This window comes from Coprococcus sp. LG101-27 (genome assembly GCF_027695515.1).
GTDB classification, from domain to species: domain Bacteria; phylum Bacillota; class Clostridia; order Lachnospirales; family Lachnospiraceae; genus Allocoprococcus; species Allocoprococcus comes.
Genome location: NZ_JAQEUJ010000006.1, coordinates 261 through 24,046, shown reverse-complemented (window position 1 = coordinate 24,046; position 23,786 = coordinate 261). Strand labels below are relative to the sequence as shown.

Genomic DNA, 23,786 nt, shown 5'->3' with positions numbered 1-23,786 from the left:
GTTTTTTACTCTAGCATCTTTTGCAGCGATTACGCAACTGTTACATTAACAGCCTGAAGTCCGCGGTTTCCTTCTGTGATATCGAAAGTAACGTTCTGTCCTTCTTCAAGAGATTTGTATCCTTCTCCCGCGATTCCTGAAAAATGTACGAATACATCTTCTCCGGTGCTTTCGTTTGTGATGAATCCGTAGCCTTTCTGTGCGTTGAACCACTTAACTGTACCCTTGTTCATTAGTAGTACCTCCTAAAAAATTGATGATGCCGATAAAAATAAAAATCACATATTTTTGTAAGTCATCAGACAGATGTTAATGATTTACAAAAATATGTGAAATCTAAATCTTATCTAAAACACAATTTCAGAATATCACGTGGTAGGACAAATGTCAAATCAAAATAGGAAAAATAGGAAAAAATAAATGTCTTTTTATTGACAGGAAGAAAAAGGAATGCTATTATTTTTAACATATTTAAAGAGTGAAAATATTTGTACAAAGAGGTACTTTACTGCGGAGAAGAACGCAGAGAGTACCTCTTTTTTTGACTTGCAGGAGTGTTTTTTGTAAAACGAAAATACTTTGTGAGGTGCATTCTTTGATGTGAGTGTCAAAAGTATAAATGGGATGTCAGAAAGAGGTAGTGCAAATGAAAAATCATGAACTGGATGCAGTGGATCGTACAATTTTGAATATTTTACAGAGAAATGCCAAATGCCCATTGAAAGAGATTGCAGCGATTTGGAAGAACAAAGACACTGATCGTATTTTCAACTCCGATTGAACACAGAGGAATCAACGCAGATATAGAAGAAACACTGGAGTGAGAAATATAATTTTCCGTAAATCGAAAAAGACCCGGAAACAAAAGTTTTCGAGTCTCTTTCTTCTTTAAGGGCTATATAAACAAGCAGTTTGAAATAGTCATTTTGATTATTCAGCAGCGATAGCAACTTCAGGAGCAATTGTTTCAGTAACTTTTTCAGATGCTTTGATATCTGCAGGTGTTTTTGCAAAACCTTTAAATACGACTGAACCAACAAATCCAGCTAAAGATCCACCGATCGCAGCAAGTACGATTGCAGCTACAACCTTAAGCGGTGGGTTGAATCCGAATGGAGCTAAAAGCCCAGGAATCGGAGATGCTGTTCCAGGGGCGTTATTGATGATGCCGAGCATAGCTGCTGCAAGTCCGGCAAGTCCGCCGCCAAAGAAGTTTGATCCGTAAATCGGGATCGGATTCTGTGTAATAATATCAGCCTGTGTAAGAGGTTCAAGCATTACCGCGATAACATTACTGCGTTCGCCAAGTTTTAAACGGTCGAAAATGATACCGTTTGTGAAAGAACCACCAACACATGCAATTGCTGCAATACCCATTGCAAGTCCATCAAGTCCGAGCATAGCAGTCAGGGCCATAGAACTGAGTGGTGAGGTACAGATCATCTTCATAATACCACCGAGCAGGAATCCCATGATAATTGGAGACTGTTCAGCAGCGGCAGAAATCATACGTCCGATGTTGAGCAGTGTTGAATTAACGACCGGATCAACTGCGATGGCAATAATTCTTGCGAGCGGTGCGATTGCAAGAGCACCAACGATCAGATTCAGACCCTCTGGAAGTTTCTTTTCCAGGAACGGAGCTACAAAGCCTACAATATAACCTGCTACAAAACCAGGAAGGATTCCGTATCCTCCAACTGCGACACCTGCAACGACTGCAAGTACCGGATTACATCCCATACTGATCGGAACTAAAGTAGCTGCAGCGATTCCCCCGAAGCTGCCGGATACGGTTCCGAGTTCTGAGAAAAATGCAATTCCTAATAAATCACCTGTGATGTAATGGTGAACAGCTTCAACCAGGAACGAAGCAACAGCTGCATTAGCCATTCCAGACATTGCTTCTGATCCTTTTGGAAACTTCAGGCTGAATACAGAGAAGCAGGCTAAAGTGAGAAGCAGTAAACCAATACCTTTTACGATTGTTAACATATGATATCCTCCTTAAAATTTATATTTATTCGCATCAGTTATCGTGATAACATAATAAAATGGAAGTTACAAAAAGATACAAAAAGTATCAAAATGAAATTTATTTTTGGAAAAAACTACAAATACGGGAAGGATTTATTGTATATAATGACGGTAACTATAAGTGATAATGAATTATAGGGAAAATATATAAATAAAAAAATTACGTAAAGAGATGAAATAAGAAGCAGGAGAGGACCTGAAAATCAGGCCCTCTCGGTGCATTCCTGAATCAGTGCATTCAGGAAATTTTTAATTTTCACATTGCCGTGCCGTACACTTTTTCCACGGATGAAATCCATTTCCCTTCGGACTTGTTCAAAGTTATACAGGGAGTTGGAGTAGGTTGTAAACGTGTCATTGGCGTAATCCTCAAGACCAAGGTTGGCAAGGTTGACCATTCCCATGTTGGCTGTCCGACGGATCCTTTGTTCCATGGATTTCGGATTGTCACTGAACCGGCTGCAAAGTTCGCTTAAAGTGACATTGTCAACTTTCTGGTTATGCTGGATCAGATAATCGACAAGGGAAATGATATCCTTGCTGCCACGTTCGCCGGTGATGCCAAGCTTTTGGAGAATTCCTTTTAACCGGATAATATAAGGTTTTTCAGCTGTATCATTTATAAATCCCTGTGGCTGTACAAAATTCTGCTGGGCCTGGAAAATCGTCTGTACCTGCTGCAATGTCCGGCGGGCGGTCAGGGATTCACTGACCTTCCGGAGTATGGATTCTACTTCGATACTGTTGATCGGCTTATGAATATAAAATTCAATGCCCGCAGAATAGGCGTCTGCGATCATATCTTTGGATGCAACCTGGGAAAGCATAATAAAAGTAAGATCCGGTGCATAAGAGCGGGCACGTTTTACGAAAGTGATTCCGTCTATTTCCGGCATCAGAAGATCAACAATTACGATGTCTGGATTTATAAGAGGAAGATCCGTGAGTGCATCCACACCGTTTTCTGCAGTTCCGGCAATCTCTCCAAGTCCCCGGTCCCGTATAATACGTTTTAATATATGCAGTACATTTTTATCATCATCAATGAGATAGAATTTCATTTATAAACCGCTCCATTTCTCTTTTGGTATAGTAAGTGTGAAAACTGTTTTTCCGGGAACGGAAGTTACCCGGATGGTTCCGCCTAGGCGGAATTCGATAAAATCCTTTACCAGGCTAAGGCCAAGTCCCCGATTGACTTCGCCGGTTTCGTAATTGATCTTTGTGGAAAAACCAGGTTCAAAAATTTGTTCCATATCCTCCGGGTCGATTCCGGGCCCATGATCTTCAACTTCAATAACATAAGATGAATCCGTGGAGGATTGACGGACAGAAAGCTCGACCAGATTTCCGTCTGCTGCTTCAATTGCATTGTTGAAAAGATTGCGGAAGATTGAGAGCAGAAGATAATGGTTCTGTGTATAAAGATTTTCTTCCAGCTGTATATTAAAAGAAAGTCGTTTCCCTTTTGGAAGGGATGCATCCAGGCTGCTTTTCAGAATGGTGAGGATATCATCCAGGCTCATTCCGTCATTTTCAGAATTTACTTTCATTGAAGAGGAAAGTCCTCTTACGATCAAATTGTAGTCTTTTTTGATCTCGTGGACATCCCGTGCGATCTGAAGTGCAGTGCGGGTGAGGGATTCGTCTATATTCCGTTCACTCATATCGTGGTAAAGGCGGTATGCGGTGCTCATGGTGTCCTCTATCATATGTGTGCCTTTCTGCATCAGAACAACTTCGCCGTTAAGCTCAGAGATCAAAAGGAGAAGATTCTGGTATCTCCGTGCATGTTCAGCACTCAGAAGACTGAACTTGTAATGGCTGAGACAGAACAGGAGAAGACCTGCAAGTGCAGTACGCAGAAGCGCAACCAGAAGGACACCTGCCTGGGACTGAAAAGAAAAAGCGTCCATACCCATACGGGACAGCAGTTCTGTTATATTTGCCAGATAGTCAAAAAGAAACATCCAGGGTAGGGAATACGTCGAAAGTTCATAGTCATTTTTACGGCAGTAGAGGAAAAAAAGGATTCCGTAGACCAGATAGAAAAACATTTCCGGAAAATAGCTCTGTGGATTCCAACTGCCAAAGCGAAGCCAGTGCATCAGTGTACGGGAAAAGAAAACACAGAGGGCACTTATCACTGTGACCGGAAGAACCGGATATTTCCCAAAAAGGATCAGAGACATGAAAATGCCAAAAATTCCGATGGAAACACGAAAATCGCTTTCAAAAAGTGAGATGCTGATCTGTGCGCCAATGATAACAGCAGCGCTGACCAGCAAAATGCGGGTATAACGTGAAAAACTTTTAGTCCACATAAGAAAGCCTCCTTTATTCAGATCATCTGTCTTACAGTCTACAGTCCGGTTAATAATTCAACAAGAAATACGCCGGCACATGAAAAAAGGGAAACACAGATCAGACTTTTTCTGTTCCATGCAAGAATCAGTGCAATCGCAAAACCAATGGCGGCAGACCAGATATTGGCGGTGGCTGTCAGAATGGCCGGAAAGGTCATAACAGCCAGAGTTACATAAGGTACATAATATAAAAAAGATTTTATAAAAGTATTTTTGATCTCTTTTTGGATCAGCGTCAGTGGCAGCATACGGATCAGATAGGTGACGGCTGCCATGACGAAGATATACATATAAAGATTATGCTTCAACGGAAGAATCCTCCTTATCTTCTGGATTTGTTTCTTCTTTTACAGGGAAGAAATACGCTGCGATTCCGGCAATCAGAATCGTAAGGATAATGATTCTGAAGCCAGAAGAAATCTGGCATAGCACAGGAGCCTTTGTGAAAAGGAAGCTTGCTGCCATGGAAATCACGACAATGGTTCCGATGATCCTGTTATCACGTGCTGGAGGAATAATGATTGCGATAAACATTCCATATAATGCAACGCTCAGTGCGCTGACGATCCGGTCAGGCAGGATACTTCCTGATACTACTCCGAGGAAAGTGCCAAGTGTCCAGCCAGGTGCGGCAAGTGCCATCACACCGTAAGAATACCATGGAGTAATCCTTCCGGGGCGGGATATGGATACGCCGAAGACTTCATCCGTTACACCGTATGCGATAAGAAAACGGTGGAAAGAAGGATAGTGGTTATCAATTTTCTGTGAAAGGGCACAGGACATCAGTGAATACCTGAGATTGATGATGAGCTGGGTGAATGCCATTTCAAAATAGGATGCGGATGCCGTAATCAGTGACAGACCAGCAAATTGCCCGGCGCTGGTCAGGTTTGTAAGGGAAATCAGAACGGCTTCCCAGGTGGAAAGTCCTGCATTTTTTGCCATGATACCAAAGGTAAATGATACCGCAATATAGCCGAGACAGATGGGAATGCCATCCTGTATCCCGGCTGCAAAATCCATTTTTCCGTTTCTACTCATGAAGTAAAACCTCTCTTTTGTAAATAATCCCCAAATTTGAATTGTTATTTTACTAACATTTTACCATGGAACAGTGGTCTTGAAAATGATGTTTTAAAAGAACTTGAAAAAAATTTACAGAAAGACTGGAAATATAGTGGTATTATGAGTTATAATAAATAGTGATAAATGAATGTGCAAACATAAGTACAAGTTATAAAAGGAGATTGAAGCATGGAAATGTTATCTATTGAAAAAGAACTGCAGAGCAATTCTTATCCCGGAAGAGGGATCATCATCGGAAAGTCTGCCGACGGAAGCAAAGCGGTAACAGCTTATTTTATCATGGGAAGAAGTGAGAACAGCCGTAATCGTGTCTTTGTAGAAGAGGGAGAAGGAATCCGCACACAGGCATTTGACGAGTCAAAGCTGACAGACCCAAGCTTAATTATCTACGCACCGGTGCGTGTACTCGGCAATAAGACGATCGTTACAAACGGAGATCAGACTGATACAATTTATGAAGGTATGGACAGACAGATGACGTTTGAACAGTCCCTTCGAAGCCGTGAATTTGAACCGGATGGACCAAACTACACACCACGTATTTCCGGTATCATGCACATTGAGAACGGAAAATATAACTATGCAATGTCCATTTTGAAGAGCAATAACGGAAATCCGGATGCATGCAACCGTTACACCTTTGCATATGAGAATCCGGTAGCCGGAGAAGGACATTTTATCCACACATACAAGTGTGATGGAAATCCGCTTCCGAGTTTTGAAGGAGAACCAAAGCTTGTTGCAATTCCGGATGATATGGACACATTTGCAGACACACTCTGGAACAGTCTGAATGCAGATAATAAAGTATCTCTGTTTGTAAGATATATTGATATTGAGACAGGAACATACGAAAGCAAGATCATCAATAAGAATAAATAGTATACAAAGGTGAAGAAGGAGCAGGAATCATGAATGAATTAGAACTCAAATATGGATGTAACCCAAATCAGAAGCCGTCACGTATCTATATGAAAGACGGAAGTGATCTCCCGATCAAAGTTCTGATGGGCCGTCCGGGATATATCAACTTTCTGGATGCATTTAACGGATGGCAGCTGGTATCGGAATTAAAAAAAGCAACCGGACTTCCGGCAGCAACTTCCTTTAAGCATGTGTCACCGGCAGGTGCTGCAGTCGGACTTCCACTGGATGAAACTCTTGCAAAAATTTACTGGGTAGATGACCTTGGAGAACTTTCTCCGCTTGCAAGTGCTTATGCACGTGCAAGAGGCGCAGACCGTATGTCTTCATTCGGTGATTTTATTGCGCTTTCTGATGTCTGCGATGTTGATACGGCAAGACTGATCAAGAGAGAAGTGTCGGATGGAGTGATCGCACCTGGATATGAACCGGAAGCACTGGAGATTCTTGCACAGAAAAAGAAAGGTAATTACAATGTGATCCAGATCGATCCGAATTATGTTCCGGCACCTACAGAACACAAGGATGTATTTGGTATTACCTTTGAGCAGGGAAGAAATGAACTGAAGATCGATGATGATTTCTTCTCAAATATAGTGACTGAGAACAAAGAAATTCCGGATCACGCAAAGAGAGATCTTGCAATTTCCATGATTACTTTAAAATATACACAGTCAAATTCTGTATGCTATGTAAAAGACGGACAGGCAATCGGAATCGGAGCCGGACAGCAGTCCCGTATCCACTGTACCCGTCTTGCAGGACAGAAGGCAGATAACTGGTGGCTGAGACAGTGCCCGAAAGTACTTGCTCTTCCATTTAAAGAAGGAATCAAGCGTGCAGATCGGGATAATGCAATTGATCTGTACATTGGTGAAGAATATATGGACGTACTGGCAGACGGAACCTGGGAAAATATTTTCACTGAAAAACCGGAAGTATTTACCAGAGAAGAAAAGAGAGCATGGCTTGATAAGCTGACGGGTGTGGCACTTGGATCAGACGCATTTTTCCCGTTTGGAGATAACATCGAACGTGCACATAAGAGCGGTGTTACATATATTGCAGAACCGGGTGGATCAATCCGTGATGACAATGTAATTGATACCTGCAACAAATACAACATGGCGATGGCATTTACCGGAATCCGTTTATTCCATCACTAAGATAATAAAAAAGCAAAGTTCCTGCAGAGGTAGAAGATCTACCTTTGCGGGAATTTTTTATTTCCTAGGAAATTCCGAAAGAACTTCCTAGGAAATAAAAGGCACTGCGTGCCGGAGATGCGCACTCGCACGAATCTATTGAAAAAATAAAAAGATATGCGACAAATGTGGAAAAATGTCGTTAAAAAATAAACAGAACCGGTAATCTGAAGATTTATTATTCGGAAGGAAATTACATAATATATATATAACAGCCAGCATGAGGAGGCGAATCTATGGGGATTCTTGAAATTCTTTTAATTTCAATCGGGCTTTCGTTTGACGTATTTGTCGTACATATCTGTGTCGGAGCAGGATTTTCAAGAAAGCACGGAAAAGACATACTCTTATCCAGTTTGCTTTTTGGAGGGGCACAACTCCTTGCATTGATCCTGGGAAATGTTGTTGCAGATATTCTGAAGCCGGACAGGAAGATGAATGAAACGATTTCAACAGCGGCAAGCGGTTGGGAAATTTTGTCGGTGCTGATATTTATCGGACTTGGTATCTATATGATCTGTAAAGCAAGAAATAATAAACAGATCTTTGAGCGTAGAAACGATGAGATAAATTGGAAACGGCTTAGAAAACTGGCAGTACTTACCAGCGTAGATGCGCTTTTTGCCGGAATGGGAATCGGCTTTTGGAGTGTAGAGATTCTGGAACAGGGGATGGTACTGCTTCCGGTTACGATCATTCAGTGTTTTCTTGGCGTGGAGGTTGGATACAGACTGGGCTGTGAATATAACTGCAAAGCTTACTGGATCGGTGGGATATTATTCCTGATCGCCGGGGCAGATATGGTGGTTACGCATTTTTTATTTTAAAATAGCAGGAGGAAAAGAGTATGGGCGAATTGACACATAAAGCAGCAAGGGCAGCATTTGGCGGAGCAATTGATTTGGCAATGCGAAAAATGGATAAAGACAGAGAAAAAGGTCTGCTTGATCTTGTTGATCTGACCGAGCGTTTCATGGGAGACAATTTCCAGAAGAGCTCCTATGAAGGCGCAAGAAAGATGATACAGGATCCAGATTCCAAATGGATGCGTTATCTGAACCGTGCACTGGACGAGATCGAACCGCATGTTTTGAAACAGACCGCATTAAACCTTGGATTTGAAGCAGCATTTCACGGAACAAAAATGATCCGCAGCATGAGAGAGGTACATCAGTGTAATATTCCATGGCTGATCCTGATGGATCCGACAAGTGCATGTAATCTTCATTGTACCGGATGCTGGGCGGCAGAATATGGGCATAAACTGAATCTTACATATGAAGAGATGGACAGCATCATTACGCAAGGAAAAGAACTTGGAATTTATTTCTATATGTATACAGGCGGGGAGCCGTTAGTAAGAAAAAAAGATATTATCAGACTTTGTGAAAAGCATTATGACTGCGAATTTCATGCATTTACAAATGGAACACTGGTAGATGATGAATTTTGCGAAGAGATGAGAAGAGTCGGCAACCTGTCCCTTTCAATTAGTCTGGAAGGATTTGAAGAGGTCAATGACATTCGCCGTGGAGAGGGTGTATTCAACAAGGTTATGGCAACCATGGATCGGTTAAAGAAATATGGACTGATCTTTGGTACGTCTATCTGTTATACCAGAAAGAACATTGAAACGGTTACATCGGATGAATTCCTGGATATGATCATTGGAAAGGGATGTCGTTTCACCTGGTATTTCCATTATATGCCGGTTGGAAATGATGCAGCACCGGATCTGCTGCCGACAAAAGAACAGAGAGAATATATGTATCACCGGGTAAGAGAGATCCGCAGTATGACAGGCGGAAAGCCAATTTATGCGATGGATTTCCAGAATGATGGAGAGTTTGTCGGAGGATGTATCGCAGGAGGAAGAAATTATTGCCATATCAATGCAAATGGAGATGTAGAACCATGTGTATTTATTCATTACTCTTCTGCAAATATCCGGGAAGTTACGCTCCTGGAAGCTCTCAAACAGCCACTCTTTATGGCATACAGAGACCGGCAGCCATTTAATGATAATCATCTGCGGCCATGTCCGATGCTTGAGAATCCGGAAATCCTTCAGGAGATGATAAAGGAGACTGGTGCAAAATCAACAGATCTGCAGTCACCGGAGAGTGCAGAGCATTTATGCAGCAAATGTGAAGCATATGCCTGTGAATGGAAAGAAACGGCAGACAGACTTTGGAAAGAGCATCCGCATCAGCAGAAAGGCTACACAAACTATAAAAAACGCACAGAAAACTAAAAGAAAATCGGTTTGAAAAAGCGTTTCGGTTGTGATAGAATGTTCGTCAAGAGAAATGGGCAGGAAAAAGAGGACGATACATGGAGAGAAAAAGAGAATTGACAAAGAACCTGCTTGCAGAGAGCTTCAAGGAGCTTCTAATCAAAGGATCTTTTGATAAGATAACAATTAAGATGATCACAGATCAGGCGGGAGTTATCAGACCGACATTTTATAATTACTTTCAGGATAAATATGAAGTGATGGAGTGGCTTCTGGAGACAGAGGTATTCCGGCATGCCCGTGAGATGATGGAAGACGGGATGGAAAAAGAAGCGATCTATCTGCTGTTCCGGAAGATGGAAAAAGACCGGATCTATTATCTGAAAGCGTTTGAAGTTACCGGTCAGAATGGATTTGAAGAGATTCTTGAAAAAAAGATTCGCCAGCTGATTGAAGAACTGGTAAGCAGGCATAAGATCAAGATCGAAAAGCTTCAGGGTATCAAAGATAAAAAGATCTTTCTGGAGTTTCATACGATTACCGTTGTAAACGGGCTTAAATACTGGCTGACCAGCCGGGAGATTCACCTGACAGCGGATGAAGCGATGGAGTATTATCTGTTTCTGATGTCGCATCCTATTTTGGAGCTACTTGAAAAGTAAAGAACAAAATATAAATTTGAGAAGAATCTGAGATATTCCGGGTTCTTCTTTTTGTTTTACTGTCAGAAAATAAAAAATGTTATTTAAATTGCTTGACGGATTTCTATTACAGAGTTATTATGAACATATGAACAGTTGCTCATATGTTCAGTGAGAAAATATTTTTCAGGAGGAAAAAGAGATGAAGAAAAAATTTAAAATGGTAGACCTTGATTGCGCAAACTGTGCAGCAAAAATGGAAGATGCAATCAAAAAAATTGATGGTGTAAATGATGCAACGGTAAGTTTTATGATGCAGAAGCTTACGATCGATGCAGATGATGTAAGATTTGATGAAATCATGCAGGAAGTCGTTGCTGTATGCAAGAAGGTAGAGCCGGATTGCCAGATTCAGCTGTAAAATCGGAAAGGTATGAAAGGGGAGAGTCTTCTATGATGAAAAAACAGAAAATAATGCTGTACCGTATTATCGCAGCGGCAGTTATTTATGTTCCTCTTTTTGTACTGGAACATATGGGAAAACTGGAATTTAAGTCCGAAATTCCGGTGCAGTTTTTGTTATTTATGATACCTTATCTGATCGTGGGATGGGACATCATTTACCGGGCTGTGCGCAATATCAGTCATGGTCAGGTATTTGATGAGAACTTTCTGATGTGTATAGCAACGTTTGGTGCACTTGGAGTAAAGGAATATTCGGAAGCGGTAGCGGTTATGTTGTTCTATCAGATCGGGGAGTTATTCCAGAGTTATGCAGTCAACCGTTCCCGCCAGTCAATCAGTGCAATGATGGATATCTGTCCGGAATATGCGAATATTGAAGAAGACGGAAAGCTCAAACAGGTTGATCCGGATGATGTAGAGATTGGTACAGAGATCGTCATCAAAGCAGGAGAGAGAGTTCCTCTCGATGGTGTGGTTGTATCGGGAACATCCTTTGTAGATACTTCTGCACTGACCGGAGAGTCGGTTCCGCGAGAAGTAACAGAAGGTTCCGAGATTATCAGTGGTTGTGTAAATGGAAGCGGACTTCTTAAGGTGCGCACAACGAAAGAGTTTGATGATTCTACAGTTGCGAAGATTCTGGAACTGGTTGAAAATGCCAGCAGCAAAAAGGCACATGTAGAGAACTTCATTACAAAGTTTGCAAAATACTATACGCCGATCGTGGTTTGTGCGGCAGTTGTACTTGCATTCCTTCCACCAATCATTCTTGGCGGTGGATTTGCAGAATGGATTCAGAGAGCATGCATTTTCCTTGTAATCTCCTGCCCATGTGCACTGGTGATCTCTGTTCCACTTGGTTTTTTTGGAGGAATCGGAGCAGCATCCAAACAGGGCGTTCTGGTAAAGGGAAGCAATTATCTGGAAGCACTCTCTGAGATGAAAACGATTGTATTTGATAAGACTGGTACACTGACAAAAGGTGAATTCGTTGTATCAGAAGTTATTCCGAACGGATGGGAAAAAGAAGGACTTCTTGAAGTGGCAGCCCTTGCGGAAGGCTATTCCGATCATCCAATCTCAGCAGCACTCAAGAAAGCGTACGAAGAAGCGGAGCTTGGTGAGTTGTCCATGGACAGGGTGGAACAGGCTGAAGAAATCGCCGGACACGGAATCAAGGCAAAGATCGACGGAAGAGTTGTCTATGCTGGAAATGCAAAGCTGATGGAAGAAAAAGGCGTGGAATATGAGCCATGCACAGTCCCTGGTACGGTCGTATATCTGGCGGCTGAAAAAGAATTCCTCGGGACTATCGTAATTTCTGATACGGTCAAACCGGAAGCCAAACGTGCGATCGCGCAGCTCAAACAAAGCGGTGTCAAAAAGACAGTTATGCTTACCGGTGACAGAAAAGATGTCGGTGAAGCAGTAGCAGAAAGCCTTGGAATCGATGAAGTCTACACAGATCTCCTTCCGGGGGATAAGGTAGATAAGGTTGAAGCACTTCTCGGAGAACTCAGTGAGAAAGAAAAGCTTGGTTTTGTTGGTGATGGTATCAATGATGCACCGGTACTCTCCAGAGCTGATATCGGAATCGCAATGGGAAGCATGGGATCCGACGCAGCAATCGAAGCCGCAGATGTTGTTCTGATGGATGATAATATCCTTAAGATATCCTCCATTATGAGAATTGCAGGAAAAACTCTCCAGATTGTACATCAGAATATCGTCTTTGCCCTCGGTGTCAAAGTTCTGGTCCTCATCCTGGGAGCCCTCGGCATGGCCAATATGTGGGAAGCCGTCTTTGCCGATGTAGGAGTATCCGTAATCGCAATCCTGAACTCCATGAGAACGCTGAAAGTAAAATAGATGTCAAAAGCATAATGTAAAACAAGAAAGAATTATCCTTAACGTGATGGGGATAATTCTTTTTTGTTGCTTTGCCACACTAATTTATTCTACTTGCATTTTTGTCAGCGACAGTGTAAAATGACAAAACGGATTAGAATAGTGAAACCAAGAAGGGAGATACAAGATGGAACTGTTTATAGATATACTAAAAGATACAACAATCGACACTGTGAAACTGATACCTTTCCTTTTTCTGACATACCTTGCGATGGAATATCTGGAGAATAAAGCCGGTCAGAAGACGGTGCGGATGCTTCTTGGAGCAGGGAAAAAAGGACCTGTGATCGGTGGAATCCTGGGCGTTGTTCCGCAGTGCGGATTTTCGGCAGCAGCAGCAAATCTGTATTCCGGCGGAGTCATCACAGTTGGAACGATGATCGCTGTTTTTCTGTCTACATCAGATGAGATGCTTCCGATCCTGATCTCAGAGCAGGCGGATGTCCGTAAGATCATGGCAATTTTAATCGGAAAGATCATCGTTGGTATTGTTGCAGGGATTCTGGTTGATATCGGAGTGCGGGTGCTAGGCAAAGGATACCAGAGAGGGCTGCACATTCATGATATCTGTGAGCATGACCACTGTCACTGTGAAGAAGGAAGCATTGTAAAATCAGCACTCATCCATTCGGTACAGATTCTGGTATTTATATATGTAATTTCTTTTGCGTTAAATGCAGTTGTGGAGTGGATTGGAATGGAAGAGGTCATGAACGTGGTGACGCATTATCCAATTGCCGGAATTTTTCTGGCTGGTCTTGTCGGCCTGATTCCGAACTGCGCAGCTTCTATTACAATTACGAAATTTTATCTTGAGGGAGTCTTAAATGTCGGCAGTATGTTTGCCGGACTTTTGTCATGTGCCGGAATCGGACTGATCGTGCTTTTTAAGACGAACCATAGTTGGAAGAAGAATGTGATGATCGTCGCAACACTTTACGGAATCAGTGTAGTGTGCGGAATTATAGTGGAAATCCTGTTTGGAATGTAGTACAATATCCTTATGTGGCGCAGAAGACTAAAAGGAACGCAAGAAGAGGATTTGAGATGGCTAAAAAAGGATTTATTGCAGAATTCAAAGAGTTTATTGCAAGGGGAAATGTAATGGATCTTGCAGTCGGCGTTATTATTGGTGGTGCATTCCAGTCGATTGTGAATTCTCTTGTAAATGATATGATCATGCCGGTGATCAGTCTTCTGACTGGTGGAGTCAATTTTTCCAACTGGGTGATCCGGATCGGATCTGGTGAGAATGACACGATCAAATATGGCAATTTTATTACAGCGGTGATCAACTTTCTTCTGATGGCACTTGTTATTTTTTGTTTTGTAAAAGTGATGAACAATCTTGCTTCAAGAACAGAAAAGCTGCTTAAGAAGGAGGAAGAAGCACCGGCAGCACCGGCTACGAAGATCTGCCCGTATTGCATGTCAGAAATCCCGATCGCGGCAACCAGATGTGCATATTGTACATCTGAGCTTCCGGCTGAGGATACGGGCAAAGAAGAATAAAGAAAAGACAGGAATAATAAGACAGAGAGGAACATAAAAACAATGGAGAAAATTATTTTAACAGGTGACAGACCAACCGGACGGCTTCATGTCGGACATTATGTTGGATCTTTAAAGCGAAGAGTAGAACTGCAGAATTCCGGAGAATATGACAAGATTTTTATCATGATCGCAGATGCACAGGCACTGACTGATAATGCAGATAACCCGGAAAAGGTACGTCAGAATATTATTGAGGTTGCACTGGATTATCTGTCATGCGGACTGGATCCGGAGAAATCCACGATTTTCATCCAGTCACAGGTACCGGAACTGACAGAACTTTCTTTCTATTATATGAACCTGGTTACAGTATCCCGTCTTCAGAGAAACCCAACGGTTAAATCGGAGATCCAGATGCGTAATTTTGAGGCAAGTATTCCGGTAGGATTCTTTACTTATCCGATCAGCCAGGCAGCAGATATCACAGCGTTTAAGGCAACGACTGTACCGGTAGGTGAGGATCAGCTTCCGATGATCGAACAGTGCCGTGAGATCGTACACAAATTCAACAGTGTATATGGAGAAGCATTGGTTATGCCGAAAGCGCTGATTCCGGAGAACGAAAGCTGTTGCCGTCTTCCTGGAACGGATGGAAAAGCAAAGATGAGTAAATCCCTTGGCAATTGTATCTATCTGTCTGATTCCGAGGAAGAAGTAAGACAGAAGATCATGGGAATGTATACAGATCCGAATCATTTGAAGGTATCTGATCCGGGACAGGTAGAAGGAAATTCTGTTTTCACTTATCTGGATGCATTCTGTACAGATGAACATTTTGAAAAATATCTGCCGGATTATAAGAATCTGGATGAATTGAAGGATCATTACAGACGTGGTGGACTTGGTGACGTTAAGGTTAAGAAGTTCCTGAATGCGGTCATGCAGGAAGAGCTTGCACCGATCCGTGCAAGAAGAAAAGAACTGGAGAAGAAGATTCCGGAGATCTACGAGATCCTTCATAAAGGAAGTATTGAAGCTGAAAAAGTGGCAGCACAGACTTTAAAAGAAGTAAAAGATGCGATGAAGATCAACTATTTTGAAGATCAGCAGCTGATCCGGGAACAGACAGCAAGATTTGCAGAATAAAGAAAGGCTTTAAGCCGGAGGAGAGATAATAATTATGGGTAAATATTTCGGAACAGATGGATTCCGTGGAGAAGCTAATGTAGTACTGACGGTAGAGCATGCGTTTAAGGTAGGACGTTATCTTGGCTGGTATTACGGACAGGAACACAAGGCAAGAATCGTGATCGGTAAAGATACCAGAAGAAGCAGCTATATGTTTGAATATGCACTGGCGGCAGGACTTACTGCGTCAGGAGCAGATGCATATCTTCTTCATGTGACGACAACTCCAAGTGTGTCTTACGTGGTAAGAACCGAAGATTTTGACTGCGGAATCATGATCTCTGCAAGCCATAACCCGTACTATGATAATGGAATCAAAGTGATCAACAGTAAAGGTCAGAAGCTGGAAGCAGAAGTAGAAGCCAAAGTGGAAGCTTATATTGATGGGGAATCCGGAGAAATTCCGCTTGCTAAAAAAGAGGCGATCGGAAGAACCGTAGATTATGCAGCAGGAAGAAACCGTTATATCGGACATTTGATCAGTCTGGCAACCCGTTCTTTTAAAGAGGTGAAAGTCGGACTGGATTGTTCCAACGGAAGTTCTTCAAGTATTGCCAAAAGCGTATTTGATGCACTTGGAGCAAAAACTTATGTGATCAATAATGAGCCGGATGGAACCAATATCAACACAAATTGCGGTTCTACACATATTAACGTGCTCCAGGAATATGTAAAAGAAAATGGTCTGGATGTCGGATTTGCATACGATGGAGATGCGGACCGCTGCATCGCTGTTGATGAGAATGGAAATGTTGTTGACGGGGATCTGATCCTTTATGTGTGTGGCAAATATATGAAAGAACATGGTCAGTTAAAAGACGATACTATCGTTACTACTATCATGTCGAATCTTGGACTTTATAAAGCATGCGACAAGATTGGCATGAAGTACGAAAAGACACAGGTCGGCGACAAATATGTCTATGAGAACATGGTCAAGAATGGATTCATGCTGGGCGGTGAACAGTCCGGACATATTATTTTCAGTAAGCATGCGACGACAGGAGATGGTATTCTGACTTCTCTGATGCTGATGGAAGTTATCATGGAGACCAAACAGTCCCTCGGACAGCTGACAGAAGAAGTGAAGATCTATCCACAGCTTCTGAAAAATGTGCGTGTGGCAGATAAGAAGACAGCAAGGGAGAATCCGGAAGTGGTCAAAGCAGTCGATGCAGTTGCAGAAGCACTTGGAGATGACGGAAGAATCCTTGTCCGTGAAAGTGGAACGGAACCGGTAATCCGTGTCATGGTTGAAGCGGCGACGGACGAGCTTTGCGAAAAGTATGTGACTCAGGTAATCGATGTGATTGAAAAAGAAGGACTCATCGTAGAATAAAAAATCTGAAATAGAATCGTGCAGAAAAGGATAGCTTGCAGATGAAAGTCTGTGGGCCATCCTTTTTTAGTTTGCGAACCATAGTCTGGATGTTTGAAAAATATTATTTGAATAATAAAGAAAAATGTTCTGCCGGTATAGATTTCCTATATTTTGACATGCTATTAAAAAAACATGGAGGAAAAAGAAATGGAGGAAATGTTTTGTTTTCAATGCCAGCAGACCGCTCATAACACGGGCTGTGAAGGACATATAGGTGTATGTGGAAAAAAGTCGGATACAGCAAATCTTCAAGATGAACTGACTGGTGAACTGATCCGGCTGGCAAGGGCAGTTGCAGAAAATGAAAGAAGCAGATCTTCGGATGAACTGATGTTAAAAGGTCTGTTTACCACGATTACAAATGTAAATTTCAACAGTGATACAGTGAAAAAACTGTCAGATGAGATCAGAGAAGAAGCAGAAAACAGAAAACCAGGAAAAGATGTTTATAATGTACAGAAGATCTGGGAGGCACCGGAAGATATCCGTTCGTTAAAGTCATTGATCTTGTTTGGCTTACGAGGGACTGCGGCATATGCTTATCATGCATGGGCACTGGGATATGTGGATGCGGAGATTATGAATTTCTTTTATAAGGGAATGAGGATTCTGGGAGAAGAAAAAGGGATGGAAGAACTGCTTCCGGTAGTCATAGAAACCGGTAAAATCAACCTGCGCTGCATGGAACTTCTGGATAAAGCAAACACGGAAAGCTATGGAGATCCAATTCCGACAGAAGTTCCGCTTACGATAGAAAAGGGACCGTTTATTGTAGTCAGTGGTCATGATCTGCATGATATGAAGCTGCTTCTGGAGCAGACCAAAGATAAAGGCATCAATATTTATACGCACAGTGAAATGCTTCCGGCACACGGATATCCAAAATTAAAGGAATATCCGCATTTGAAAGGTAATTTCGGAACGGCCTGGCAGAGTCAGCAATTTGAGTTCCATAATATTCCTGCGCCAATTTTATTTACGACAAATTGTCTGATGCCGGTCAGACAGAGCTATGCAGACCGGGTGTTTACAACTTCGGTGGTGTCTTATCCGGAGATGGTTCATATTGGTGCGGACAAAGATTTTACACCGGTTATTGCAAAAGCATTGGAATGCGGTGGATATCCGGAAGATCATCCGATGACAGGGATTAATGGAGGAACAACCGTGATGACCGGATTTGCACACAACGCAGTTCTGGAAAATGCAGGAAAGATCGTGGATTTGGTAAAGCAGGGGAAAATCAGGCATTTCTTTCTGATCGGAGGCTGTGATGGCGCAGCACCAGGCCGGAGCTACTATACGGAATTTGCGAAAAAGACACCGATGGATACGATCATCCTGACGCTGGCATGTGGAAAATACAGATTGAATGATCTGAGGCTCGGAGAAATTGAGGGGATTCCAAGAATTTTGGATATGGGACAGTGTAATGATGCGTACAGTGCGATTAAAGTTGCAATTGCTCTTGCAGAAGCGTTTGGGTGTGAGGTAAATGAACTTCCACTGTCTATGATCCTGTCATGGTATGAACAGAAAGCGGTTGCGATTCTGCTGACACTTCTGGCGCTCGGAATCAAAAATATTTACCTGGGTCCGACGCTTCCGGCGTTTGTGTCACCGAATGTTCTGAATTACCTGGTACAAGAGTATCAGATTACCCCGATCAGTACAGTAGATGAGGATCTGAAGAAAATTTTAGGTTGAAGAGGTTTGAACGTGAGAAAAAGAAATCGGAAATAAGAAATGAAAAGCATTACTTCTGAAACGGAAAGCACAAAAAAGTGTGAGTAAGAAGAGGTAGTGCTTTTTTACATACTGTTTCCTTTACAAAAAGTGTCGTCTGTGCTAACATGAATATAACAATGGCGATGCCGGTACAATAGAAAAAGGAGTGCGTTTTATGCTGATTGAAATTGATTTTAACAGTGATGAGGCGATTTATATACAGCTCAGGAATCAGATCATTATGGGAATTGCCACTTCGACGATTCATGAAGGAGATACTTTGCCGTCTGTGAGACAGCTGGCAGATAATATCGGAATCAATATGCATACAGTGAATAAGGCATACAATGTCCTGCGGCAGGAAGGTTTCCTTCAGCTTGACAGACGAAGAGGTGCGGTGATCTGTATTGATGAAGATAAGCTGGAAGCTTTGCAGGATCTGAAAGAGCAGCTTCGGGTACTTCTGGCAAAAGGAAGTTGCAAAAACATTACGAAAGAAGAAGTTCATGAACTGGTAGACGAGATCTATGCAGATTATGAACAGAGATAGATTGAAAAAAGGAGACTAAAATTATATGGCAGAAAAGCAATATACAAGGCAGGCGCAGGAAGCGCTGAATATGGCACGGAAGATTGCAGCCGAACTGAAGCATCCATATGTTGGGACAGAACATCTTCTTTTCGGGCTTAAGAGGGTTTTTACCGGAGTTGCAGGGCAGGTGCTTGATAAGAATAAAGTCGATGAAGAACAGATGGAAAAAGCAATGGATATCCTTGTATCTGCTCCTGAGGCAGCTAAGAAGGAAAGAAAGCATCTGGAGTACAGTCCGAGACTTCGATATATTCTGGAAGAAAGCCAGAATGAGGCAGCGCAGCTTGCATCTGAAAAAGTCGGAACCGAACATCTTCTGCTTACAATGCTCAAAGATGGAGATTGTGTGGCTACCCGTATGTTGATGACCCTGAATGTAAATATTCAAAAACTTTTTCAGGATCTTCTGCTTGCGGCGGGAATTGATCCGAAAGAGTATATGGAAAATCAGAAGGATGGGGAAACTGTTGGCGGAATTATAGACCAGTACAGTACGGATCTGACACAGGAAGCAAGAGAAGGAAAGCTGGATCCGGTTATTGGACGTGAAAAAGAAATTGCACGTATCATGGAGATCCTGAGCAGACGGACCAAGAATAATCCGTGCCTTGTGGGAGAGCCGGGAGTCGGTAAGACAGCAATCGTGGAAGGACTTGCAAGACAGATCGCGGAAGGAATTGTTCCGGAAAGCATGAAAGATAAGCGGATCATGGTGCTGGATCTTCCGGGGATGATTGCAGGCTCCAAGTATCGTGGTGAATTTGAAGAGCGCATGAAAAAACTGATCCGTGAGGTAAAGACGGCGGGCAATATTATCCTTTTCTTAGATGAACTTCATACCATTATCGGTGCCGGTGGTGCAGAGGGCGCGATTGATGCATCCAATATTCTGAAACCATCTCTGGCAAGAGGGGAGATGCAGCTGATCGGTGCAACAACTCTTACGGAATACCGCAAGTATATTGAGAAGGATGCGGCTCTGGAAAGAAGATTCCAGCCGGTTACGGTTGAAGAACCGACAGAAGACGAGTGTATCCGGATCCTGGAAGGCCTGAAAGAAAAATATGAGGCTCATCATGATGTAGAGATCGAAGAGGATGCGTTGAAAGCGGCAGTACATATGTCATGCCGTTATATCAATGACCGTTTCCTTCCGGATAAGGCAATTGATGTGTTGGATGAAAGCTGTTCAAAAGTAAAACTTCGTGGATTTAAAGTGCCGGAGAATATTGTTGGGACAGAAATCCGCTGTGGAAAGCTGGAGCAGGAAAAAGAAGTGGCACTGAAAGCAGGAGATATTGAAAAAGCATCGGAGCTCCATAGAGAACAGAAGGAAGCAGAAAAGAAATTAGAGCAGGCGAAAAAGCGTTTCAATAAAAAGAATGAAAAGAAAAAAGTTCCGGTAACTGAAGAAGATGTTGCGGATGTAATTTCCATGTGGACACGAATCCCGGTAACAAGACTGAATGAATCTGAGAGCGAACGCCTGAAAAAGCTGGATAAAACACTGGAGAAGCGTGTGATTGGTCAGGAAGAGGCAATCCAGGCACTTTCCAAAGCGGTAAAACGAGGAAGAGTGGGATTGAAAGATCCGGCACGTCCGATTGGTTCATTCTTATTCCTTGGTCCTACAGGTGTCGGAAAGACAGAGCTTTCCAAAGCTCTTGCAGAAGCACTCTTTGGCAATGAAGAGGATATGATCCGGGTAGATATGTCCGAATATATGGAGAAGCACAGTGTATCCAAGATGATCGGATCGCCTCCGGGGTATGTGGGACATGAGGATGGCGGACAGCTCAGCGAAAAAGTACGCAGAAATCCATATTCTGTCATTTTGTTTGATGAGATTGAGAAAGCACATCCGGATGTGTTTAATATTTTACTTCAGGTACTGGATGACGGACATATTACGGATTCGCAGGGAAGAAAAGTAGATTTCCGCAATACGGTTATCATTATGACGTCCAATGCAGGTGCCAAGGCAATCATTGAACCGAAGAAGCTTGGATTTACCCAGCAGGAAGACCAGAAGGCGGATTACAAGCGTATGAAAGCAAATGTGATGGATGAAGTAAAGCAGTTATTCCGCCCAGAGTTCCTGAACCGTATTGATGAGATCATCGTATTCCATCCGCTGAATGAGGACAATATGAAGAAGATCGTAGGGCTGATGTGTAAAGAAGTTGTGCAGAGAGCAAAAGAGCAGCTTGAAATTATACTGGTTGTGCGTGATTCTGTGAAGAAGCATATCGTTGAGACCGGAAGTGACAAGAAGTATGGTGCAAGACCGCTGAGAAGGGCAGTACAGAGCCAGTTGGAAGACAAACTTGCGGAAGCACTTTTGAATGGTGAGATCAAACGTGGAGACCATGTGGAAGCCGGTATTTCTAAAAAGGAAATAAAATTTACAGTCAGAGAGATAAACAGCTAGCAAAAGAAGAAGTTTTATTATATAATAAGAAAAACGGTTCGGATGTGGAAAATTCACAGTCCACAAGTCGAAAGAGAAAGACCATTAGGAGGATTTGAACAATGACAGTAGTCAAAGAACTTATCAGAAGTGAATTAGACGGAACACTCAGTTTCGGCGATTACACTCTGGATACAAAGACAAAAAAGGATGGATTTGAATTTCAGGGAGATATATATAAAGTAAAGACATTTAAAGAGATTACAAAGCTTGAAAAGAATGGAATGTTCGTATATGAATCTGTTCCGGGAACTGCAGTAGAGCATTTTGAAGTATCAGAAGATGTGATCTCATTCAAGGTATCAGGGACAGGAGATGCACAGATCACACTGGAACTTGAACCGGATACAGACTATATCGTATATATGAATGATATGAATGTTGGTGATATGAAGACAAACTTAAGCGCAAAGCTTAGTGTAAGTGCGGAACTTGGAAAAGAAAGCGTTGAGATCAAGGTTGTAAGAAAATAGGACAATGATTACAGCAAGAGTTGTTTGAAGTACATAGGTATTTAAGAAAAGTAAAAGAGTCTGCTTCGGCAGGCTCTTTCTTTACCGAAAGTATATAAACTGGGAACAGGCAAGAGAAGCAGTTGGTAATTTTTTAAGATAGATAAGGAGATGGAATATGGCGAAGGCAAAAAAGTCGGTTTTTTTCTGCCAGAATTGTGGGCATGAAGAATCAAAATGGCTGGGGCAGTGTCCAATGTGCAAGGAATGGAACTCTTTCGTGGAAGAGTGTGTGACAACGTCGAAAACGGCAGCGGTTAAAGCGGCAAAAGAGATTCGTATTGTACCATTGTCAGAAGTAAAGACAGAGAATGAAGAGCGGGTGACAACCGAGATTAAAGAACTGGATCGTGTACTGGGAGGCGGAATCGTACCGGGTTCCCTGATTCTGGTAGGCGGTGATCCGGGAATCGGTAAGTCAACGCTGCTCCTGCAGGTGTGTCAGAAACTGGCAAAAAAAGAACGAAAGGTTTTGTACATATCAGGGGAAGAATCGCTTCGCCAGATTAAATTGCGTGCACAGAGGATGGGAGAATTTAATGATCATCTGCTTTTGCTTTGTGAGACTAATCTGGAACTGATCCGCAATGTGATTGAAAAGGAAAAACCAGATACCGTGATCATTGATTCGATTCAGACAATGTACAGTGAAGAAGTCGGTTCCGCACCGGGAAGTGTGTCGCAGGTCAGAGAGGCAACAAATACGCTGATGCAGCTTGCAAAAGGGCTTGGGATTTCGATTTTTATTGTCGGACATGTTACAAAAGAAGGAACTGTCGCCGGTCCAAGAGTATTGGAACATATGGTAGATACGGTTCTGTATTTTGAAGGAGACAGGCATGCATCTTACCGGATTCTTCGAGGAGTGAAAAATCGTTTTGGTTCGACGAATGAGATTGGTGTATTTGAAATGCGAAGAGATGGTCTTCGGGAGGTGGAAAATCCATCAGAATTTATGCTGAATGGGCGCCCGGAAAATGCATCTGGATCTGTTGTGGCATGTTCTATGGAAGGAACACGTCCGATCTTGCTGGAAATCCAGGCGCTGGTATGCGAAAGCAATTTTGGAATGCCAAGAAGAACAGCAGCAGGAACAGATTACAACAGGGTGAACCTTCTGATGGCGGTTTTGGAAAAAAGGATTGGATATCATCTTGGAAATTATGATGCCTATGTAAATATTGCCGGAGGTATCAAGATCAATGAACCCGCGATAGACCTTGGAATCGTGATGGCGATCGTATCAAGCTATAAGAACAGACCATTTGATGAACGGACGATTGTGTTTGGAGAAGTTGGATTAAGTGGAGAAGTCCGTGCGGTAAATATGCCGGAACAGCGGGTGGCAGAGGCGAAGAAGCTTGGATTTGAGACGTGTATTGTGCCGGAAGTATCTCTGGATAGCGTGAAGAGTATTGGTGGGATCAAAATCATTGGAGTGAAAAGCATTAACGAGGCAATCGGACTGATTGAGTAGGAGAACATGTAAAGAGGAAACAGGATAGATGTGATAATTTCTGTTCCCTCTTTTACATAGCAATGATGTTGGA

At 42.5% G+C, this 23,786-nt stretch carries 23 protein-coding genes; 17 read left to right on the top strand and 6 right to left on the bottom strand.

Going from position 1 to position 23,786, the window contains the following annotated elements; all coding sequences use genetic code 11:
• Positions 1-29 precede the first annotated feature (29 nt).
• Entirely contained in the window at positions 30-233 is a 204-nt protein-coding gene (locus PG766_RS06405) for a cold-shock protein (RefSeq protein WP_008373270.1), read from the bottom strand.
• A gap of 413 nt (positions 234-646) precedes the next feature.
• On the opposite strand from PG766_RS06405, the gene PG766_RS06400 reads away from it, so the two are divergent.
• Positions 647-781 (top strand): AsnC family transcriptional regulator, encoded by a 135-nt coding sequence (locus tag PG766_RS06400; RefSeq protein WP_243014375.1) that lies wholly within the window; start codon positions 647-649, stop codon positions 779-781.
• Positions 782-930: 149 nt separating this feature from the next.
• On the opposite strand, the gene PG766_RS06395 is transcribed toward PG766_RS06400, so the two are convergent.
• From PG766_RS06395 to PG766_RS06375, 5 genes are all read right to left on the bottom strand, one after another.
• Entirely contained in the window at positions 931-1,995 is a 1,065-nt protein-coding gene (locus PG766_RS06395; RefSeq protein WP_117834639.1) for a PTS sugar transporter subunit IIC, read from the bottom strand.
• A gap of 245 nt (positions 1,996-2,240) precedes the next feature.
• The gene (locus PG766_RS06390) at positions 2,241-3,098 is read right to left on the bottom strand and encodes a response regulator (RefSeq protein WP_117557052.1); all 858 of its coding nucleotides are present in this window, start codon (positions 3,096-3,098) and stop codon (positions 2,241-2,243) included.
• On the bottom strand, positions 3,099-4,361 hold the full coding sequence (locus PG766_RS06385; RefSeq protein ID WP_243014373.1) for a sensor histidine kinase: 1,263 nt from the start codon (positions 4,359-4,361) through the stop codon (positions 3,099-3,101). It abuts the gene before it with no gap.
• 38 nt (positions 4,362-4,399) lie between these two features.
• The gene (locus PG766_RS06380; protein ID WP_117824547.1) at positions 4,400-4,711 is read right to left on the bottom strand and encodes an AzlD domain-containing protein; all 312 of its coding nucleotides are present in this window, start codon (positions 4,709-4,711) and stop codon (positions 4,400-4,402) included.
• A complete protein-coding gene (locus PG766_RS06375) occupies positions 4,701-5,447 on the bottom strand; it encodes an AzlC family ABC transporter permease (protein WP_118198698.1) in 747 nt (248 codons plus the stop codon). Before PG766_RS06375 ends, PG766_RS06380 begins: the two co-directional genes overlap by 11 nt.
• 213 nt (positions 5,448-5,660) lie before the next feature.
• On the opposite strand from PG766_RS06375, the gene PG766_RS06370 reads away from it, so the two are divergent.
• From PG766_RS06370 to radA, 16 genes are all read left to right on the top strand, one after another.
• Positions 5,661-6,374 carry an IMP cyclohydrolase gene (locus PG766_RS06370; RefSeq protein WP_008373293.1) on the top strand — a complete coding sequence of 238 codons (714 nt, stop codon included), beginning with the start codon at positions 5,661-5,663 and terminating at the stop codon, positions 6,372-6,374.
• Between the two features lie 29 nt (positions 6,375-6,403).
• On the top strand, positions 6,404-7,582 hold the full coding sequence (locus tag PG766_RS06365) for a phosphoribosylaminoimidazolecarboxamide formyltransferase (RefSeq protein ID WP_008373294.1): 1,179 nt from the start codon (positions 6,404-6,406) through the stop codon (positions 7,580-7,582).
• 275 nt (positions 7,583-7,857) lie between these two features.
• Positions 7,858-8,448, top strand: coding sequence for a manganese efflux pump MntP (locus tag PG766_RS06360; protein WP_117824543.1), 591 nt, complete (start codon positions 7,858-7,860; stop codon positions 8,446-8,448).
• 20 nt (positions 8,449-8,468) lie between these two features.
• On the top strand, positions 8,469-9,875 hold the full coding sequence (locus tag PG766_RS06355; protein ID WP_118198697.1) for a radical SAM protein: 1,407 nt from the start codon (positions 8,469-8,471) through the stop codon (positions 9,873-9,875).
• Positions 9,876-9,955: 80 nt separating this feature from the next.
• Complete coding sequence (locus PG766_RS06350; protein ID WP_117557046.1) at positions 9,956-10,519, top strand: TetR family transcriptional regulator; 564 nt, start codon at positions 9,956-9,958, stop codon at positions 10,517-10,519.
• A 181-nt stretch (positions 10,520-10,700) separates the two neighbouring features.
• Positions 10,701-10,919: a cation transporter gene (locus tag PG766_RS06345; protein ID WP_117557045.1), complete on the top strand. Its 219-nt coding sequence runs from the start codon at positions 10,701-10,703 to the stop codon at positions 10,917-10,919.
• A 32-nt stretch (positions 10,920-10,951) separates the two neighbouring features.
• The gene (locus PG766_RS06340; protein ID WP_118198696.1) at positions 10,952-12,832 is read left to right on the top strand and encodes a heavy metal translocating P-type ATPase; all 1,881 of its coding nucleotides are present in this window, start codon (positions 10,952-10,954) and stop codon (positions 12,830-12,832) included.
• 166 nt (positions 12,833-12,998) lie between these two features.
• Entirely contained in the window at positions 12,999-13,862 is an 864-nt protein-coding gene (locus tag PG766_RS06335) for a putative manganese transporter (protein WP_117557042.1), read from the top strand.
• Positions 13,863-13,918: 56 nt separating this feature from the next.
• The gene (gene mscL / locus PG766_RS06330) at positions 13,919-14,383 is read left to right on the top strand and encodes a large conductance mechanosensitive channel protein MscL (protein ID WP_118198695.1); all 465 of its coding nucleotides are present in this window, start codon (positions 13,919-13,921) and stop codon (positions 14,381-14,383) included.
• A gap of 42 nt (positions 14,384-14,425) precedes the next feature.
• Complete coding sequence (gene trpS / locus PG766_RS06325) at positions 14,426-15,511, top strand: tryptophan--tRNA ligase (RefSeq protein ID WP_008368572.1); 1,086 nt, start codon at positions 14,426-14,428, stop codon at positions 15,509-15,511.
• A gap of 34 nt (positions 15,512-15,545) precedes the next feature.
• Positions 15,546-16,892 carry a phosphoglucosamine mutase gene (glmM, locus tag PG766_RS06320; protein ID WP_055156102.1) on the top strand — a complete coding sequence of 449 codons (1,347 nt, stop codon included), beginning with the start codon at positions 15,546-15,548 and terminating at the stop codon, positions 16,890-16,892.
• A 198-nt stretch (positions 16,893-17,090) separates the two neighbouring features.
• On the top strand, positions 17,091-18,641 hold the full coding sequence (hcp, locus tag PG766_RS06315) for a hydroxylamine reductase (RefSeq protein WP_416810412.1): 1,551 nt from the start codon (positions 17,091-17,093) through the stop codon (positions 18,639-18,641).
• A gap of 196 nt (positions 18,642-18,837) precedes the next feature.
• Positions 18,838-19,212 (top strand): GntR family transcriptional regulator, encoded by a 375-nt coding sequence (locus PG766_RS06310; protein WP_008368566.1) that lies wholly within the window; start codon positions 18,838-18,840, stop codon positions 19,210-19,212.
• 25 nt (positions 19,213-19,237) lie between these two features.
• On the top strand, positions 19,238-21,685 hold the full coding sequence (locus tag PG766_RS06305; protein WP_117557036.1) for an ATP-dependent Clp protease ATP-binding subunit: 2,448 nt from the start codon (positions 19,238-19,240) through the stop codon (positions 21,683-21,685).
• A 101-nt stretch (positions 21,686-21,786) separates the two neighbouring features.
• The gene (locus tag PG766_RS06300; RefSeq protein WP_008368562.1) at positions 21,787-22,197 is read left to right on the top strand and encodes a hypothetical protein; all 411 of its coding nucleotides are present in this window, start codon (positions 21,787-21,789) and stop codon (positions 22,195-22,197) included.
• A 157-nt stretch (positions 22,198-22,354) separates the two neighbouring features.
• Positions 22,355-23,713 carry a DNA repair protein RadA gene (gene radA / locus PG766_RS06295; RefSeq protein WP_118198693.1) on the top strand — a complete coding sequence of 453 codons (1,359 nt, stop codon included), beginning with the start codon at positions 22,355-22,357 and terminating at the stop codon, positions 23,711-23,713.
• Positions 23,714-23,786 lie beyond the last annotated feature (73 nt).